The following is a 15,381-nucleotide window of genomic DNA, read 5'->3' as shown; positions in this document are numbered from 1 at the left end:
CATGCTACGTCGCCGCAGCAGGTCACTGCCGATCGACGTCGGCCGGCTGCGGTCCCTCGGCTGGAGCCTGGAGTCCCTCGGCCGACCGGCGTTCCAGCCGATGTCGGCGGTGTGCCTGTTCGTCGAGTTCCTCCGCCAACCGGCCCAACTCCGATCGGAGGAAATCCCGGGTGGCCACCTCGCCGACCGCCACCCGCAGCGAGGCGATCTCCCGGGCCAGGTACTCGGTGTCGGCCTTCTGCATCGCCGCTCGCCGCCGGTCCTCCTCCAGCGACACCCGGTCCCGGTCTGCCTGCCGGTTCTGCGCCAGCAGGATCAGCGGTGCCGCGTACGACGCCTGCACCGAGAGCAGCAAGGTCAAGAACGTGAAGGTGTACGGGTCGAAGCGCAGGTCTGCCGGAGCGAGGGTGTTCCACCCGATCCAACTGACCACGAAGACGGTCATGTAGACCAGGAACCGGGCGGTGCCCATGAACCGGGCGATCGCCTCGGCCCACTGCCCGAACGCCTCCGGGCTGATCCGGGGCAGGGTGAGCCGGCCCGGCTCGCGGGGCTGATCGAGTCGCGCGGTCCGGCGTGGCTCAGCCATCTGCGCTCCCGTCGCTCAGCGGGGTGTCCCGGTCCCGCCAGTCCGGCGGCAGCGAGTGGTCCAGCACGTCGTCGACCGTCACCGCGCCGACCAGCCGGTTCGTCGCGTCCACCACCGGCATGGCCACCAGGTCGTAGGTGGCCATCCGGCGGGTGATCTCCAACAGCGGGGTCTCCGGCTGCAACGGGTCGATCCCGTTGTCGACCACGCCGCCGAGCAGGTCGGCCGGCGGCTCCCGCAACAGCCGTTGGAAGTGCGCGACGCCCAGGTACTTGCCGGTCGGCGTGGCCATCGGTGCCCGCGCGACGAAGACCTGCGCGGCGATCGCCGGCGGCAACTGCGACTCCCGGATCCGGGCCAGCGCCTCGGCGACCGTGGCGTCCGGGGTGAGAATGACCGGCTCCGAGGTCATCATCGAGCCGGCGGTCCCCGCCTGGTACTTCAGCAGTTGGCGGACCGAATCCGCCTCGTCCGGCTCCATCAGGTCCAGCAGTACGTCCTGCTCCGGCGGCGGTAGCTCGGCCAGCAGATCGGCGGCGTCGTCCGGATCCATCTCCTCCAGTACGTCGGCGGCGCGTTCCCGGTCCAGCGCGGTGAGGATCGCGACCTGGTCGTGCTCGGGCAACTCCTCCAGCACGTCGGCGAGCCGCTCGTCGGCGAGCGCGGCCGCGATCTCGTGCCGGCGGCTGTCCGGCAGGTCCTGCAGGGCGTTGGCCAGGTCGGCGGCGCGCATCTGATCGAGCACGGCCAGCAACCCGGCGGTGCCCTGGGTGTCCGGCAGCCCGATCAGCCCGCGTACCCGGTGCCAGTCCAGCTGATGCAGATGCCCACGGCGGGTCAGCCGCCCGGTGACCTCGCGGACCGCGACCCGGGTCAACGACCATTCACCGGTCCGGTTGGCCTCCATCGCGACGTCGACGACGGTGCCGGGCCGGTCGCCCGGGTCGAAACTGACCCGGCGGTCCAGGAGGTCCTCCAGCACCAGCAGCTCGTTCGGCCGCTTCTCGAACCGCCGCAGGTTGAGGGTGCCGGTGCCGAGCAGCACCGACTCCGGATCGATCACGGTGACCCGGCCCATCGGCAGGAAGATCCGCCGACGCATCGGCATCTCGGCCACCAGCCCGACCACCTGAGGCGGCCGGTTGGTGGTCCGCAGCCGTACCACCGCGTCGCGGATCCGGCCGACCTGGTCGCCGTTGGGGTCGAAGACGGCTAGCCCGGCAAGCCGGGCGAGGTACACCCTGGTCGCCGTAGTCACCGGCCCAGCCTACGGGTCGTAGGGTGAGTCTCATGTCCAGCCTCGGTTACGAGATCGTCGACGTCTTCACGGATCGGCCGTTCGCCGGTAATCAGCTCGCCGTGGTCTTCGACGCGGAGCAACTCGCCACCGAGCAGTTGCAGGCGATCGCCCGGGAGTTCAACCTCTCCGAGACGGTGTTCGTGCTGTCGACCCGGACCGCCGGCGCGAGTTACCGGGTGAGGATCTTCACACCGGAGCGGGAGTTGCCGTTCGCCGGACATCCCAGCGTCGGCGCGGCGGCCACCGCCGGGCGTCGGGGCCTGGTGTCGCCGGGCACCGTCGTGCAGGAGTGCGGTGCTGGACTGCTGCCGATCGAGCTCACCGAGCATGGGTACGCGACGTTGGCCGGCGGTGAGCCGACCGTCGGGCCCACGGTGGAGACGGCGGTGCTGCTGGCCGCGGTCGGGCTCACCGCCGACGACCGCGCCGGGCCGGCACCGCGCCGGGCCGGCTGCGGACTCGAGTTCGACTACCTGTGTGTACGCCCGGAGGCAGTCGCCCGGGCGAGCCTCGACCCGGTCGCGGCGCTGGGCGCGGGTGTCGGGATGCTCAGCGTCTTCTCCTGGGACCCGACCGGAGCCGGGGATCACCCGACGGCACACACCCGGGTGTTCTGCCCCGGCGCCGGCGTAGCCGAGGACCCGGCCACCGGCTCGGCCGCGCTCGGTCTCGGCGTGTGGGCGGTGGCCAGCGGGCTGCTGCCGCCGAACGGGCAGTCGCGCTACGCCGTGCGGCAGGGCGCCGAGATCCATCGACCATCCACCCTGGACTGCACGGTGACCGCTCTCGGCGGCCGGGCGCGCTCCGCCACCGTCGCCGGCCAGGTGGTGCCGATCGCCACCGGTCGGATCACCGTTCCGCCGTTCGTGGGCTGACGCCCGGGTCTGCCGGTCAGCGGCGGCGGACCCGGTGCAGTCGAAACGGCCGCCGAGTGGGCCGGGTGGCCGTGGTGGGGCGCGGCGGCGCGGCGAGCGACCCGTCCGGCAGTGCCGCGCCGGCGGTGACCGGGGCGTCGGCCGGCGCCAGCCGGAACAGCCGGCATTCGGTGCTCCACCGCTGTACCAGGTCGGCGGGGCTGCCCGGCGCGTTGAGCCGTTTCGCGGCGACCTGCGGGGCGATCGACTCCCACTGCTCGCCGGCCGGCTCGACCAGCGTCACCGTCGCCGGCCAGGTGACGATCCGCCCGCCGTGATCGCCGCGCAACGTCACCGCGGCCGGTACGCCGGCCGCCAGCCCGGCGGCGGACTGCTCACCGGGACCGTCGATCAGGTAGAGGACACCGTCGACCGGCAGGCACCACAGGGCGCGGGCCGGTGCCCCGTCCACCGAGACCCAGGCCACGGACGCCTTCTTGACGGCCTCCTCGACCAGCGGCACGGACTTCTCGACCAGCGGCGGGACGGCTGACTGTTCGGGCACCCTGCCATCGTGCCGCAATCCCGGCCGATTGTCCGCCGCGGCGATCTGTGAGGATCGTGTCCCGTGTCCTCCGATGCTCACCTGCCAGGTCCGGGTGGCCGGGGTGAGCTGCTCGCCACCGGTGCCGTCGCCGTCGCCGTACTCGCCGTCTCCACCTCCGCTCCGCTGATCGCCTTCGCCGCCGCGCCCGCGCTCGCCATCGCCTTCTGGCGAAACGTACTGGCCACCGGCGCGGTGGTCCCCTTCGTCCTGGCCCGCCGTCGGTCCGAGCTGCGGATGCTGGCCGGTGCGGGAGGCCGCCGGCAGGTCGGTTGGTGCGTGCTGGCCGGCGTCGCGCTGGCCGCGCACTTCGGCACCTGGATGCCGAGCGCCCAGCTGACGTCGGTGGCGACGGCCACCGCGCTCGTCGCCACCCAACCGGTCTGGCAGGGCCTGATCGCGATGGGCCAGGGCCGCCGACTGCCGACGGTCACCTGGTGGGGCATCGGCATCGCGGTCCTCGGCGCCGCGCTCGCCACCGGCGTCGACGTGGGGTTCGACGCCCGGGCCGTCGCCGGCGATCTGCTGGCCCTGGCCGGAGCGGTCTTCGCCGCGGTCTACACAGCGTTCGGCGAGCACGCGCGGCGTACGGTCAGCACCACGACGTACACCACGATCTGCTACGGCGTCTGCGCGGTGGTGCTGCTCGTCGTCTGCCTGGTCGGTGGGATCCAGCTGACCGGATTCTCCGGATCGACCTGGCTGGTGATCATCGGCCTGGTCGTCGGAGCGCAGCTGCTCGGCCACTCGATGTTCAGTTACGCACTGCACAAGATCCCGGCGACCACGGTGAGTGTCCTGATCCTGCTGGAGGTGCCCGGTGCCGCGCTGATCGCCTGGCTGTGGCTCGACCAGGTGCCCCGGCTGGCCGCCCTGCCCGGGCTCGGCCTGCTGTTGGTCGGCGTGGCCGTGGTGGTGCTGGGCGGTACCCGTAGCCGGACGCCGCCACCGCTGCCGCCGGAGGCCGGGCCGCCGGAAAGTCCGTCGCCGTCCTGACCGGTGCCGGGCCGGCTGAGCCGGGCCGGCTGAGCCGGGGCGTCGGTTGCCTAGGCCGAGGGTCGCCCCGGTGACACCGTGGCTCAGCCGGAGCCGGGCAGCCCGACAGCGCGTTCGCTGGCGGTCCAGAGCGCGGTGGCCAACTTCGGATCGGCCGCCCACGACCAGGGCCGGCGTAGTTTCCCGTCGATGTAGTAGCCGCCGTCGACCAACCTGGACCGACGCTCCCCGGCCAGCCACACCAGGGTCCGCGCGCCCTGGGCCGGGGTGCGTAGCAACGGGGCGACCCGCATTCCCCAGGCCAGCACGGGGTGTTCGTTGACGAACCGGGTGCGGACCACGCCCGGATGGAACGACACCGAGACGATGTCCGGTCTGCGGCGGGCCAGTTCGGCGGCGAAGAGGATGTTCGCCTGCTTGCTGGTGCCGTACGCGCGCATGGCCCGGTAGCGACGTCCGGCACCCAGCGCGGCGTTGAGGTCGGTCGGGTCGAGGGCACCGCTGCGGTGCGCACCGGAAGCCGTGGTGACCACCCGCTCGATCCGGTCCAGCAGCAGCCTGGTCAGTAGGAACGGGGCCAGGTGGTTGGCCTGCATGGTCGACTCGAACCCGTCGACCGTGGTCACCGGGCGCAGTACGACCGCGCCGGCGTTGTTCGCCAGGACCCCGATCCGGTCGTAGCCGGCGAGCAGCCGCTCGGCCAGGGCGCGTACCTCGTCGAGGACAGCGAAGTCGGTGCGGAACGTGGCCGGCGTCGTACCGCTGGCCTCGCGGACCTCGGCGGCGGCGTCGGCCAGCCGGGCGGCGTGCCGGCCGACCAGCACGACCTCGACGCCGCGCCGGGCCAGCGCCACGGCGGCGGCCAAGCCGATGCCGGAGCTGGCCCCGGTGATCACCGCCGGACCTGGGCGAGGGAGATCCTGACCGGGGCCGCTTTCAGGGGGCATCCCGTGAGGCTATCGTGACGGCGACGGCCGGTCCTGCCCGTTGTCGAAGTTGCTCGATGGGCAGAACCGCCGTACCGACCGCCCGAGACCGGCGACGGGGTGTCCCGGGCGGGGTGCCGGTCGATCAGTACGTGCTGCTGGTGCTGTTCACCATCAGGAAGAAGAAGCCGAAGTACGCGGCCATCGCCAGTACGTACACCACGGTCAGGCCGACGCCGACCCAGCCGATGATCACGCCGGCCTGGGCCAGCCCGTCACCCTGCTCGCCGGTGCGCCGGATCTCGTCGCGTGCCCGCCGGCCGAGAAACACCGATACCAGGCCGATCAGCGGGCAGCTGAACAGGCACACCAGCGACACGATGAACGACGCGAGCGCCAGGTTGTTCGTCGGCCGCGGCGCGGGGTAGACGGGGTACCCGCCGGCGGGCGGAGGGTACGCGCCGGCGATCTGGCCAGGTGGTGGGTACTGTCCGGGTTGCGCCGGGTACCCGCCGGCTGCGGCGGGATCGGCAGCGGGGGTGCCGCCGACCGCCGAGGCCGTGGCCCACGACGAGGGCGGCTGGTTCTCCTGCCCGGGGGCTGACTCTTTCATCGCCTTGCCTTCCTACGAGGTCCGACCGGGGTCCGCCCCGGTGCCGACTGGCCGCTGTGCCGCTACTGGCCCTGGGCGATGCTGACGATGATCCCGATGGTGATCCCGATGCTGGCGAGCAGTGCGATGCTGAAGGAGATCCAACCGGTGATGATGCCGGCGGTGGCCATTCCCTCACCCTGCTGCGGCTGGCCCTGGGCGGCGCTTTCGCGGATCTGCCGGCGGGCGGAATGTCCGAGCAGCGCGCCGACGATGCCGAGCAGGCCGGGAACGAGGTACCCGCACAGCCCCAGGATCCCGAGGATGCCGACGACCAACGCCGCGATGGCCCGGCCGTTCGTCGGCATCGCGGCGGCGACCGGGTACGGGTAGCCGCCCGGCGCGCCGTACCCGGGTGCCGGGTAGCCCGGTGGTGGGTAGCCGGCCGGTGGGTAGCCGGCCTGCTGGAAACTGGGGTCGGTGAACGCCGGGTAGCCGCCCTGGGAGACCGGCTGCCCACTGACCTGGCCTGCCGGATCGGGATAGCCGTAGGGCTGCTGACTGGGCCAGGACGGATCGCCCCAATTGCCGGGCTGCTGGGGTTGGCTCATCACCGAGGGTCTCTCTGTAGGGTCGCTGGTTGCGCGCTCAGGGTAGACCGTGACCGCCAACTCGCGACGACCGCGCGTCGTTGCCCAGCGCGACGCCAACAGGCAGGATCAGCGCATGGGCTTTGACGCACGTACCGTGGTCCGTTCCCGCGCCGGTACGCGAGACGCCGACACACACCGTTCCACCGTTCCTGCACCGGCCGTCGACCAGGACGGATCAGTTACGGCCGATGCCGATCCGGGCGGGCCGACGGCCGCCACCGGACCAGCTCCGGAGCCCGGACCGTTGCGGTTGGACGGCCGGATCGCGTTGGTCACCGGCGCCGGCAGCTCGGACGGCATCGGATATGCCACCGCGCGTCGGCTCGGCCAGCTCGGTGCCCGGGTGGCCATCGTCTCGACCACCCGGCGTATCCACGAGCGCGCATCGGAGCTCGGCGCGATCGGCTTCGTGGCGGACCTGACCGATGAGGCCGAGGTCGCCGCGTTGGCCGACGCGGTCACCGAGCAGTTGGGTGACGTCGAGGTGCTGGTCAACAACGCCGGGCTGGCCAGCCGGGCGAGTCCGGAGGTGCTGCGCCCGGTCGCCCAGCTCAGCTTCGACGAATGGCGCGCGGAGATCGACCGCAACCTCACCACCGCGTTTCTGTGCAGCCGGGCCTTCATCGGCGGGATGTCCGAACGCGGTTGGGGCCGGATCGTCAACCTTGCCGCCACCGCCGGTCCGGTCAACGCCCTGCCGACCGAGGCGGGCTACGCGGCGGCGAAGGCCGGGGTGGTCGGGTTGACCCGCGCCCTGGCGATGGAGATGGTCGCCGACGGGGTCACGGTCAACGCCGTCGCGCCCGGCACGATCTACACCGCGGCGTCAACGGTGACCGAACTCAAGCAGGGCATGGGTACGCCGATCGGCCGTCCCGGTACGCCGGACGAGGTGGCGGCGGCGATCGCGTTCTTCTGTTCACCGGCGGCGTCGTACATCACCGGGCAGATGCTGGTGGTCGACGGCGGCAACAGCGTCCGGGAGGCGCAGTACCGCTGAACCTCGCCGCCAGATCCGGCGGCGGGCCGAGCGGTCAGTAGGTGGTGGTCCCGCCGGCGCTCCAGATGGCGGCGGCGAAGGCGCCGCAGCAGGCGAGCAGGCCGAGGATGGTGAACACGTAGCTGAGGATGAGTCCCCATCTGGCCAGCGGTTCACCTTCCTCACCCGTCTGCCGGATCTGGCGTTTGGCGAGGTGCCCGAGCACGATTCCGGCCGGGGCGAAGACGAAGGCGAACACCAGCGAGAGGATCGCCAGCACGTTCGTGCCCCGGCCGGGCGGTGGCGTCGCGGGGTAGGGCGGGTTCGGTTGACTCACCCGACCAGTATTCCCGACGGTCCTGCGGTTATCGAGAAATTCTGTCGGATCTGTCCATCGACCTCCGCAAGATCGTGAGAGTTCGCGGAGGAGGACGGGTCAGGCTCGGCGGGTGAGGCCGGCGAGCGCCCGTTCGACGGCGAGGCAGCGGTCCTCGACGTAGTCGATGCCGGCGGCGGCGGCGATCTCGCGGGCCTCGGCCGACGTGATGCCGCTCTGCAACCAGACGGCGGGGGCGCCGATCCGCACCGCCTCGCGTACCACGTCGATCGCCTCCGGCACCGGTCGGAACACGTCGACCAGGTCGATCGGCACCGCGATCTCGGCCAGGCTGGCAACGGTGGGTACGCCGAAGATCTCCCGGGCGCGCGGGTTGACCGGAATCACCTGCCAGCCGTGCCGGATGAGCTGCGCCGGGACGCTGTGTGCCGGCTTCGCCGGATCGCGGGAGGCACCGACCACCGCGATCGTCCGCGCCTCGGCCAGAATTTGCTGTGGACTTCTCACCCACCGAGCGTAGTGCGTGCCGGTAGGGCCGCTCCCCGTCCGACGGTTCCTGGCCGGCAGCCGGTCAAGCAGGAGTCACAGCAGGGCGAGTTGCACCGGCGCGCTCGGGTGGACCGGTGCCCGGCCGGTCATCTCACCATCTGTGCTGGCCACGCCGTCGACCCGGCGCGTGGCGCCCGGATCGGCCGGCGGCAGGCCGTGCCGGCGGGCAGCCATCCGAACCCGGGCGACGACTTCGCGCTGGTAGGACTGCGGCAGGTAGGACCCGGCCCGAAACAGCGCCTGGTAGTGCGTGCGGAGCTCGGGAAAGGTCCTGCCGAGCCAGGCGGCGTACCACTCGCGGGCGCCGGGCCGCAGATGCAATGGCAGTGGGACGACACTGGCGGCACCGGCCCGGGCGATCGCGGCCACGGTGGCGTCGATGGACTCCTCGTCGTCGGTCAGACCGGGCAGGATCGGCGCCATCAGGACGTTGACGCTGAAGCCGGCGTCGACCAGGGCGCGGACCGTGGCCAGCCGTCGGGCCGGGCTCGGCGCACCGGACTCGACCGCCCGCCACAGTGCCTCGTCGACAAAGCCGATCGACATCGCGAGGCTGACCGGGGCCGCCCGCGCGGCCTCGCGCAGCAGGGGCAGGTCGCGCAGGATCAGGGTGCCCTTGGTGAGGATCGAGAACGGGTTGCCCGCGTCACGCAACGCGCTGATGATCTCGGGCATCAGTCGGTAGCGTCCTTCGGCCCGCTGGTAGCAGTCGACGTTGGTGCCCATCGCGATGGGCCCGCCGGCCCAGCTGGATGCGGCCAACTCGCGGCGCAGGAGCTCCGCCGCGTTGACCTTCACGATGACCTTGGTGTCGAAGTCGAGACCGGCGTCGAGGTCAAGGTAGGTGTGCGTGTTTCGGGCGAAGCAGTACGAGCAGGCGTGGCTGCAGCCGCGGTACGGATTGATCGTCCACTCGAAGGGCACCCGGGACGAGCCCCGCACCTGATTGATGATCGACTTGGCGTTGATCTCGAAGAAGGTCATCCCGGCGAAGCCGGGCGTGTCGAAGGTGCGGGACACGGCCTCGGGTAGCCCCAGCGGCAGGGGTGGAGCCGCCGGGGCTACCCGAGGAAGGACCTCCCGACCGTGGGGAGCCGACAGGGTGTCCCAACGCATGACAGCAATTCGAACACATGTTCTACCTGGTGGCAAGTGCGCGGCCCGGGTCGGGCGGGTCGGGCGGGTCAGACCGGTCGGGCGGGTCCGGCGCTTTCGCGCCTTACGAGTTCCGCGCCGATCTCCTCGATGATCGGCGCCCGAGCCGCGGCACCCGGCTGCAACGCCATCGTCATCGCCCGGGCGCCCATCTCGGCCAGCGGCAGCCGCACCGTGGTCAACGCCGGCGTGATGTCGCGAGCCACCGGCATGTCGTCGAAGCCGACCACGCTGACCTGCTCCGGGACGATGATTCCGCGGGACCGCAACAGCGCCATGGTGCCGATCGCCATCGAGTCGTTGAGCGCGGCGATCGCGGTCAGTCCGGGTTCGGCGTCCAGCAGGCTCGCGGCGGCGGCCGCTCCGCTGGCCCGGTCGAAGTCCGCATACGCCACCCGCCGGGCCGGTAGCTTCTGGCCGTGCTCGCGGGCTGCCCGACGGAGCCCGGTGAGCCGGTCGGTCGTCGTGGTCAGCACCTTGGGTCCGGCCACCACGCCGAACCTGGTGTGGCCGAGCGAGTAGAGCTCGGCACCGAGCAGGTAGCCGCCCATCTCGTTGTCGGGAACCACCGCGTCGCCCGCGTGTTCGTGCCGACCGATGACCGCGACCCGCCCGCCGGTCCGCTCGTAGACCCTCAGCTTGCTCTCCAGCCGTTCGGTGAACGTCTCGTCGTGGTAGCCGGATCCGGCGAGGATGATCGCCGCCACCTGGTGGGCACGGAGCAGCTCGACGTACTGCAGCTCCTTCTCCGGGTCGCGGTAGCTGTTGCAGATGATCACCAACCGGCCGTGCTCGGTGGCCACCCGCTGCAGGCCGCGGGTTATCTCGGCGAAGTACGGGTCGGAGACGTCGTGCACCACGACGCCGACCGCGCTGCGGTGGGACCGGGCCAGCGACTGCGCGTGGGCGTTGGGGACGTACTGCAGCTCCTCGACCGCCGCGAGGACCCGGTCGCGCAACGCCTCGGTGACCGGCTTGCTGCTGCCGTTGATGATGCGGGATGCGGTGGCCGGTGACACGCCGGCGCGTTTCGCGACATCAGCCAGGGTGGCCACGATCGGCTCCTTTCCGGGTCGCCCGGGTGGTGCCGGGGCCGGCTTCAGGGCCGGATGCGCGCGGCGTCGCGTGCGGTCCGGGATTGCTTGCCGTGAGGATAGCGTGACCGCCTCGCATGCCGTCGGAAAGCCCTTGCCGGAGCGCGCGCCGACGCAGTACCGTTATGAGGAAAGCGCTTACCTAGCGGCGCCACCAGACAAGGAGGCGAGGCATGGCCCGTACCACCATCGGGATCGTCCTCAACGGTGTCACCGGCCGGATGGGTTACCGGCAGCACCTCGTCCGGTCCCTGCTCGCGATCCGTGACCAAGGTGGACTGCCGTTGGCCGACGGTACTCGACTCTGGCCCGAGCTTGTGCTGGTCGGTCGCAACGAGGACAAGCTGCGGGAGCTCGCCGATCGGCATGGGCTCACCGACTGGACGACCGACCTGGCGGCGGCGTTGGCCCGCGCGGACATGCAGGTCTACTTCGACGCCCAGGTAACCGCCCAGCGGGAGAAGGCGTTGCGGCTGGCGATCGACGCCGGCAAGCACATCTACACCGAGAAGCCGACGGCCGAGGACCTGGCCGGCGCGGTGGACCTGGCCAGGTTGGCGGACGCCGCCGGGATCAAACACGGCGTCGTCCAGGACAAGCTCTTCCTGCCAGGGCTGCGCAAGCTGGACCGTCTGGTGAAGGGCGGGTTCTTCGGCCGGATCCTTTCGGTACGCGGCGAGTTCGGCTACTGGGTGTTCGAGGGGGACTGGCAGCCGGCGCAGCGGCCGTCCTGGAACTACCGGGCGGCGGACGGCGGCGGGATCACCGTCGACATGTTCCCGCACTGGCACTACGTCCTGGAGCAGATCTTCGGTCGGGTGGCGTCGGTGACAGCCCAGGTCGCGACACACATCGAGCGCCGCTGGGACGAAGCCGGCGAGCCCTACGACGCCACCGCCGACGACGCCGCGTACGGCATCTTCGAGATCGACCGACCCGGGCCGGAGGGCGGCCGGATCGTCGCCCAGATCAACTCCTCCTGGGCGGTCCGGGTCTACCGCGACGAACTGGTCGAGTTCCAGGTCGACGGGACCGAGGGCAGTGCGGTCGCCGGGCTGCGCAACTGCCGCGTCCAGCACCGGGCCGGCACGCCCAAGCCGGTGTGGAACCCGGACCTGCCGGTGACCGAGGACTTCCGTACCCAGTGGCAGACCGTGCCGGACAACGACGAGTTCGACAACGGCTTCAAGGCGCAGTGGGAGCTGTTCCTGCGCCATGTGGTCGAGGACGCGCCCTACAGCTGGGATCTCTGGGCCGGTGCGCGCGGGGTGCAACTCGCCGAGTCCGGGCTGCGGTCGGCGCGGGAGGGTCGTCGGATCGAGATCCCGGAACTCACCGGTGAGTGACCCGTTCGGTGTGGTGACGGTGCCGGCGGACGGCCCCGGCACCGCCCCACCGCGATTCGCCCTGAACGCCGCGACCACCAAGTACTGGCCGATGGCGGAGATGATCGCCGGGTGCGTGACGGCCGGGGTGCGCGGGATCGGGCTGTGGCGGGAGGAGACGGCGGCCTACGGGGTGCGCAGGACCGCCGAGTTGGTCCGGGGTGCCGGCTTGTCGGTGACCTCGCTGTGCCGCGGTGGGTTCTTCTCGACACCCGACTGGTACGACGACAATCGTCGAGCCATCGACGAGGCCGCCGAACTCGGTGCCCCGGTCCTGGTGCTGGTCTCCGGCGGGCTGCCCGGTGGAGGTGGCGACTCGTCCGGCGGATTGGTCGGTGCGACACACGGCGGACCCGGCCGGGACCTGGACGCCGCCAGGTCATGGGTCGGCGACGCGATCGGCCGACTCGTGCCCCACGCGGTCGAAGCCGGGGTCACGCTGGCGATCGAACCGCTGCACCCGATGTTCTGCGCCGACCGCTGTGTGGTGGCGACCCTCGGCCAGGCGCTGGATCTCGCCGAACCGTATCCGGCGTCCGCCGTCGGTGTGGTCGTCGACACCTACCACGTGTGGTGGGACGACCAGGTGTGGAGCCAGATCGAACGGGCGGGCCGGGCCGGGCGGATCGCCTGCTTCCAACTCGCGGACTGGATCACTCCGCTACCGGAGGGTGTGCTGCTCGGACGGGGCCTGCCCGGGTCGGGCTGCGTCGAGCTCGGCAGGTTCGCGGCGGCGGTGGACGCGGCCGGATTCACCGGACCTGTGGAGGTCGAGGTGTTCCACGAGGCGGTCTGGCGGCGCCCCGGCGCCGAGATCCTGGCTCGGACGATCGCCGGTTACCGGGCGGCGGTCGGCAGCCGCTGACCCGGCCGGGGCCGGTGCGTCTGGCACCGCCCCCGGCCGGTGGGTCGAGGCGGGCTCCGGTCAGTGGTTGTGCGCGGCGAGTTGCTTGCGCACGTCGTCCATGTCCAGCGCCCGTACCTGTTCGATCAGCGACTCCAGCGCGGACTCCGGCAGCGCACCGGGCTGGGCGAAGACCACCACCCCGTCGCGGATCGCCATGATCGTCGGGATGGAGCGGATGTCGAACTTCATGGCGAGGTCCTGCTGTGCCTCGGTGTCCACCTTGCCGAAGACGATGTCGTCGTGCTTCTGGGCGGCGCGCTCGTAGACCGGAGCGAACTTGACGCACGGACCGCACCAGCTTGCCCAGAAGTCGACCAGGACGATGCCGTCGCCGGACGTCTTTGCGTCAAAGTTCTGCGCGGTTAGCTCAACGGTTGCCATCGATGTCTCCGATCGCCAGATGTCGGGTGGTGATTCCCCGGTCTACCGTGGGAAACCGCTGCGGGCGTGTCGGCATTCCCGATTGATCTTTGTTGAAACGCGACTTATGGCCGGTCACTGAGTGTGATGGGAGCGTTTCCAGCTGTTTTCCCAGGTCCGGCCGAGTGGCGGGATCGATTTGTGGCGTGACTAGCGCAAACGATTGCCCCCGATGGGCGAGTTCGTCGGTCGACGCGATTACCAACAGTAAGGTTGCAAAAGCATAACTGTGACTTCCGTCTCGGTTGGCACCCTTCCCGCGCCGCCCCGGGTCCGGCAGAATCTTCACCTATCAGAGCGTGGACGGCGGGTGCCGGGGAGGGCCCCGCCGTTCATTGCGTCCGGGTTCGGGAATCAGCCTGAGTCGCTCCGGACATTGGTGCCTCTCCCGGACATCGCAGTCCTCTTCTTCCTTCTGCCGCCGTCTCGCCCGGACGGTGCCGTCAGTACGCTCTGCAGAGCGTGGAGCAGTGGCAAAGCGAGTCACCGGTACCCCCGACCCCGGCTGGAGCGCCGGCCGACGAGATGTTCGTCGCCGAGGTGGGCGTCGGTCCGTGGTCGGGTGACCCGCCGACAGACCCGAAGTACGACCCGGAGTTGCTGGCCGGCGGAGACCGGCGCAACGTGGTCGACCGTTACCGGTACTGGCGACGAGAGGCGATCGTCGCCGACCTCGACCGGCGTCGGCACGACTTCCACGTGGCGATCGAGAACTGGCAGCACGACCTCAACATCGGCACCGTCGTGCGCAACGCCAACGCGTTCCTCGCCGCTGAGGTGCACATCGTCGGGCGTCGTCGGTGGAACCGCCGCGGGGCCATGGTGACCGACCGCTACCAGCACGTCCGGCACCACCCCGACATCGGTGACCTGCTGACGTGGGCGGAGCGGGGTCGGCTTCCGATCATCGGGATCGACAACCTCGCCGGGTCCCGGGCGCTCGAGACCGTCGAACTGCCGCGCCGTTGCGTGCTGCTGTTCGGTCAGGAGGGCCCGGGATTGTCCGACGCCGCCCGCTCGGGTTGCCACCTGCTCTACTCCATCGCGCAGTACGGGTCGACCCGATCCATCAACGCCGGCGTGGCCAGCGGGATCGCGATGCACGCCTGGATCCGGTCGCACGCCGGGCCGTCGCCGGACCCGGCGCGGGGATGAGCGCGGGGGATGAGCGCGGGGGATGAGCGCGTCACGTGCCGGGATCCCTCGCCCCGGCGGGTCCGTGGCCCGCCGTCGAGGGAAAGAATGACCGAAAAAGCCGGTTCGCTTGACGGTGAGCATTCCGACGCGCAACGTAGGTGCCGTGGGCATGATGGTGAGTTGTCCCCGCTGCGGCGGGCAGATGCGGCCGCCCGACCTGATGCACAGCGGTTCTCGCTGCGACAGTTGCGGCCCGGTGCCGCCGCTGCACGTAGCCGAGCACATCGGACCCGAGATCGTGGCGAGCGCGGTGCTCCGGCTGAGCGGTGGGTCGCCGGGCCCGCCCGGACCGTCGGCGCCGATGTGGGCCCTCTGGCCGCTGCTGCCGGGCTGGACGCTGACCGGCGTCGGCTGGGTGGGCGAGGAACACGACGCCGTTCGGGCGACGGTCACCGCGTTCAGTGGTCCGGCGCCGGTCTGCGGCGGACCGGCCGACCTGGTGATCGTCGCGGAGGAGCCGGGCGTGGGGCTGGGCAACCGGTTCGCCAGCCTGCCCGGCCCGGACCCTGGCGACTTCCTGACCGGGCTGCTGGGCGACGCGGAGCCGGCCGGTGATCGGGCGTCGTCGCCGGGCGGTCCGCATGCGAAGGTGCGGGCCGGAGGCCATCCGACTCCGTTGTGGTCGGTCGGCGCGGAACCGGACCGCAGCGCCTACGCGGGCGAGGCGCGCGGACTCTGGTTGTACGCGGTGACCTGGCCGGCGAGCGCCGGTTACCTGCTGGCCGAGGAGATCGTCCTGCATGACCTGTCCCAGGAGGTCCCGGCCGGGATGGTGTACGGTGCGCCGTCACCGTACCTGCACGGAAAAGCGTGAACACCATTTCCCACGATCAACTACACCACC

At 71.2% G+C, this 15,381-nt stretch carries 18 protein-coding genes and 1 pseudogene; 7 read left to right on the top strand and 12 right to left on the bottom strand.

Annotated features, from left to right (window positions below; genetic code table 11):
* Positions 1-22: 22 nt before the first annotated feature.
* Together ACFHVL_RS03745 and ACFHVL_RS03740 are read right to left on the bottom strand one after the other, a co-directional pair.
* Entirely contained in the window at positions 23-589 is a 567-nt protein-coding gene (locus ACFHVL_RS03745; RefSeq protein ID WP_416625537.1) for a DUF1003 domain-containing protein, read from the bottom strand.
* Positions 582-1,847: a magnesium transporter MgtE N-terminal domain-containing protein gene (locus ACFHVL_RS03740; protein WP_416625535.1), complete on the bottom strand. Its 1,266-nt coding sequence runs from the start codon at positions 1,845-1,847 to the stop codon at positions 582-584. The genes ACFHVL_RS03745 and ACFHVL_RS03740 overlap by 8 nt, the downstream gene beginning before the upstream one ends.
* Before the next feature lie 32 nt (positions 1,848-1,879).
* Here ACFHVL_RS03740 and ACFHVL_RS03735 point away from each other — a divergent pair, with 32 nt between their 5' ends.
* Positions 1,880-2,764, top strand: a complete 885-nt coding sequence (locus tag ACFHVL_RS03735) for a PhzF family phenazine biosynthesis protein (protein WP_416625533.1) — start codon at positions 1,880-1,882, stop codon at positions 2,762-2,764.
* Positions 2,765-2,780: 16 nt separating this feature from the next.
* Here ACFHVL_RS03735 and ACFHVL_RS03730 read toward each other — a convergent pair whose 3' ends face one another.
* Positions 2,781-3,308 carry a hypothetical protein gene (locus ACFHVL_RS03730; protein ID WP_416625531.1) on the bottom strand — a complete coding sequence of 176 codons (528 nt, stop codon included), beginning with the start codon at positions 3,306-3,308 and terminating at the stop codon, positions 2,781-2,783.
* A 63-nt stretch (positions 3,309-3,371) separates the two neighbouring features.
* Between ACFHVL_RS03730 and ACFHVL_RS03725 the strand changes: the two genes are divergently transcribed.
* Positions 3,372-4,343, top strand: coding sequence for a DMT family transporter (locus tag ACFHVL_RS03725; protein ID WP_416625529.1), 972 nt, complete (start codon positions 3,372-3,374; stop codon positions 4,341-4,343).
* A gap of 83 nt (positions 4,344-4,426) precedes the next feature.
* Here ACFHVL_RS03725 and ACFHVL_RS03720 read toward each other — a convergent pair whose 3' ends face one another.
* The 3 genes from ACFHVL_RS03720 to ACFHVL_RS03710 form a co-directional block, all read right to left on the bottom strand.
* A complete protein-coding gene (locus ACFHVL_RS03720; RefSeq protein ID WP_416625528.1) occupies positions 4,427-5,290 on the bottom strand; it encodes an SDR family NAD(P)-dependent oxidoreductase in 864 nt (287 codons plus the stop codon).
* 124 nt (positions 5,291-5,414) lie between these two features.
* Positions 5,415-5,882 carry a DUF4190 domain-containing protein gene (locus ACFHVL_RS03715; protein WP_416625526.1) on the bottom strand — a complete coding sequence of 156 codons (468 nt, stop codon included), beginning with the start codon at positions 5,880-5,882 and terminating at the stop codon, positions 5,415-5,417.
* 62 nt (positions 5,883-5,944) lie between these two features.
* A complete protein-coding gene (locus ACFHVL_RS03710; protein ID WP_416625524.1) occupies positions 5,945-6,472 on the bottom strand; it encodes a DUF4190 domain-containing protein in 528 nt (175 codons plus the stop codon).
* Positions 6,473-6,737: 265 nt separating this feature from the next.
* Between ACFHVL_RS03710 and ACFHVL_RS03705 the strand changes: the two are divergent.
* A pseudogene (locus ACFHVL_RS03705) lies at positions 6,738-7,514 on the top strand (SDR family NAD(P)-dependent oxidoreductase); the annotation flags it as partial.
* Between the two features lie 34 nt (positions 7,515-7,548).
* On the opposite strand, the gene ACFHVL_RS03700 reads toward ACFHVL_RS03705, so the two are convergent.
* The 4 genes from ACFHVL_RS03700 to ACFHVL_RS03685 all read right to left on the bottom strand — a co-directional run bounded on the left by ACFHVL_RS03700 (position 7,549) and on the right by ACFHVL_RS03685 (position 10,589).
* Entirely contained in the window at positions 7,549-7,830 is a 282-nt protein-coding gene (locus ACFHVL_RS03700) for a DUF4190 domain-containing protein (protein WP_416625522.1), read from the bottom strand.
* A gap of 99 nt (positions 7,831-7,929) precedes the next feature.
* Positions 7,930-8,337 carry a CoA-binding protein gene (locus ACFHVL_RS03695; RefSeq protein WP_416625520.1) on the bottom strand — a complete coding sequence of 136 codons (408 nt, stop codon included), beginning with the start codon at positions 8,335-8,337 and terminating at the stop codon, positions 7,930-7,932.
* Between the two features lie 75 nt (positions 8,338-8,412).
* On the bottom strand, positions 8,413-9,495 hold the full coding sequence (locus ACFHVL_RS03690; RefSeq protein ID WP_416625518.1) for an Rv2578c family radical SAM protein: 1,083 nt from the start codon (positions 9,493-9,495) through the stop codon (positions 8,413-8,415).
* A gap of 68 nt (positions 9,496-9,563) precedes the next feature.
* Complete coding sequence (locus ACFHVL_RS03685; RefSeq protein ID WP_416625516.1) at positions 9,564-10,589, bottom strand: LacI family DNA-binding transcriptional regulator; 1,026 nt, start codon at positions 10,587-10,589, stop codon at positions 9,564-9,566.
* 212 nt (positions 10,590-10,801) lie between these two features.
* On the opposite strand from ACFHVL_RS03685, the gene ACFHVL_RS03680 reads away from it, so the two are divergent.
* Together ACFHVL_RS03680 and ACFHVL_RS03675 are read left to right on the top strand one after the other, a co-directional pair.
* Positions 10,802-11,974, top strand: a complete 1,173-nt coding sequence (locus ACFHVL_RS03680; RefSeq protein ID WP_416625514.1) for a Gfo/Idh/MocA family protein — start codon at positions 10,802-10,804, stop codon at positions 11,972-11,974.
* Positions 11,975-12,065: 91 nt separating this feature from the next.
* Positions 12,066-12,878 (top strand): sugar phosphate isomerase/epimerase family protein, encoded by an 813-nt coding sequence (locus ACFHVL_RS03675; protein WP_416625680.1) that lies wholly within the window; start codon positions 12,066-12,068, stop codon positions 12,876-12,878.
* A 60-nt stretch (positions 12,879-12,938) separates the two neighbouring features.
* Here ACFHVL_RS03675 and trxA read toward each other — a convergent pair whose 3' ends face one another.
* Entirely contained in the window at positions 12,939-13,301 is a 363-nt protein-coding gene (gene trxA / locus ACFHVL_RS03670) for a thioredoxin (protein WP_416625512.1), read from the bottom strand.
* Positions 13,288-13,629 carry a hypothetical protein gene (locus tag ACFHVL_RS03665; protein ID WP_416625511.1) on the bottom strand — a complete coding sequence of 114 codons (342 nt, stop codon included), beginning with the start codon at positions 13,627-13,629 and terminating at the stop codon, positions 13,288-13,290. The genes trxA and ACFHVL_RS03665 overlap by 14 nt, the downstream gene beginning before the upstream one ends.
* Positions 13,630-13,865: 236 nt before the next feature.
* On the opposite strand from ACFHVL_RS03665, the gene ACFHVL_RS03660 reads away from it, so the two are divergent.
* Together ACFHVL_RS03660 and ACFHVL_RS03655 are read left to right on the top strand one after the other, a co-directional pair.
* Entirely contained in the window at positions 13,866-14,495 is a 630-nt protein-coding gene (locus tag ACFHVL_RS03660; RefSeq protein WP_416625679.1) for a TrmH family RNA methyltransferase, read from the top strand.
* 151 nt (positions 14,496-14,646) lie between these two features.
* Entirely contained in the window at positions 14,647-15,351 is a 705-nt protein-coding gene (locus tag ACFHVL_RS03655) for a DUF6758 family protein (protein WP_416625677.1), read from the top strand.
* Positions 15,352-15,381: the final 30 nt, after the last annotated feature.

The organism is Micromonospora sp. LOL_023 (assembly GCF_048060115.1).
Taxonomy (GTDB): Bacteria; Actinomycetota; Actinomycetes; order Mycobacteriales; family Micromonosporaceae; genus Micromonospora_E.
This window is presented reverse-complemented; position numbering and strand designations above follow the sequence as displayed.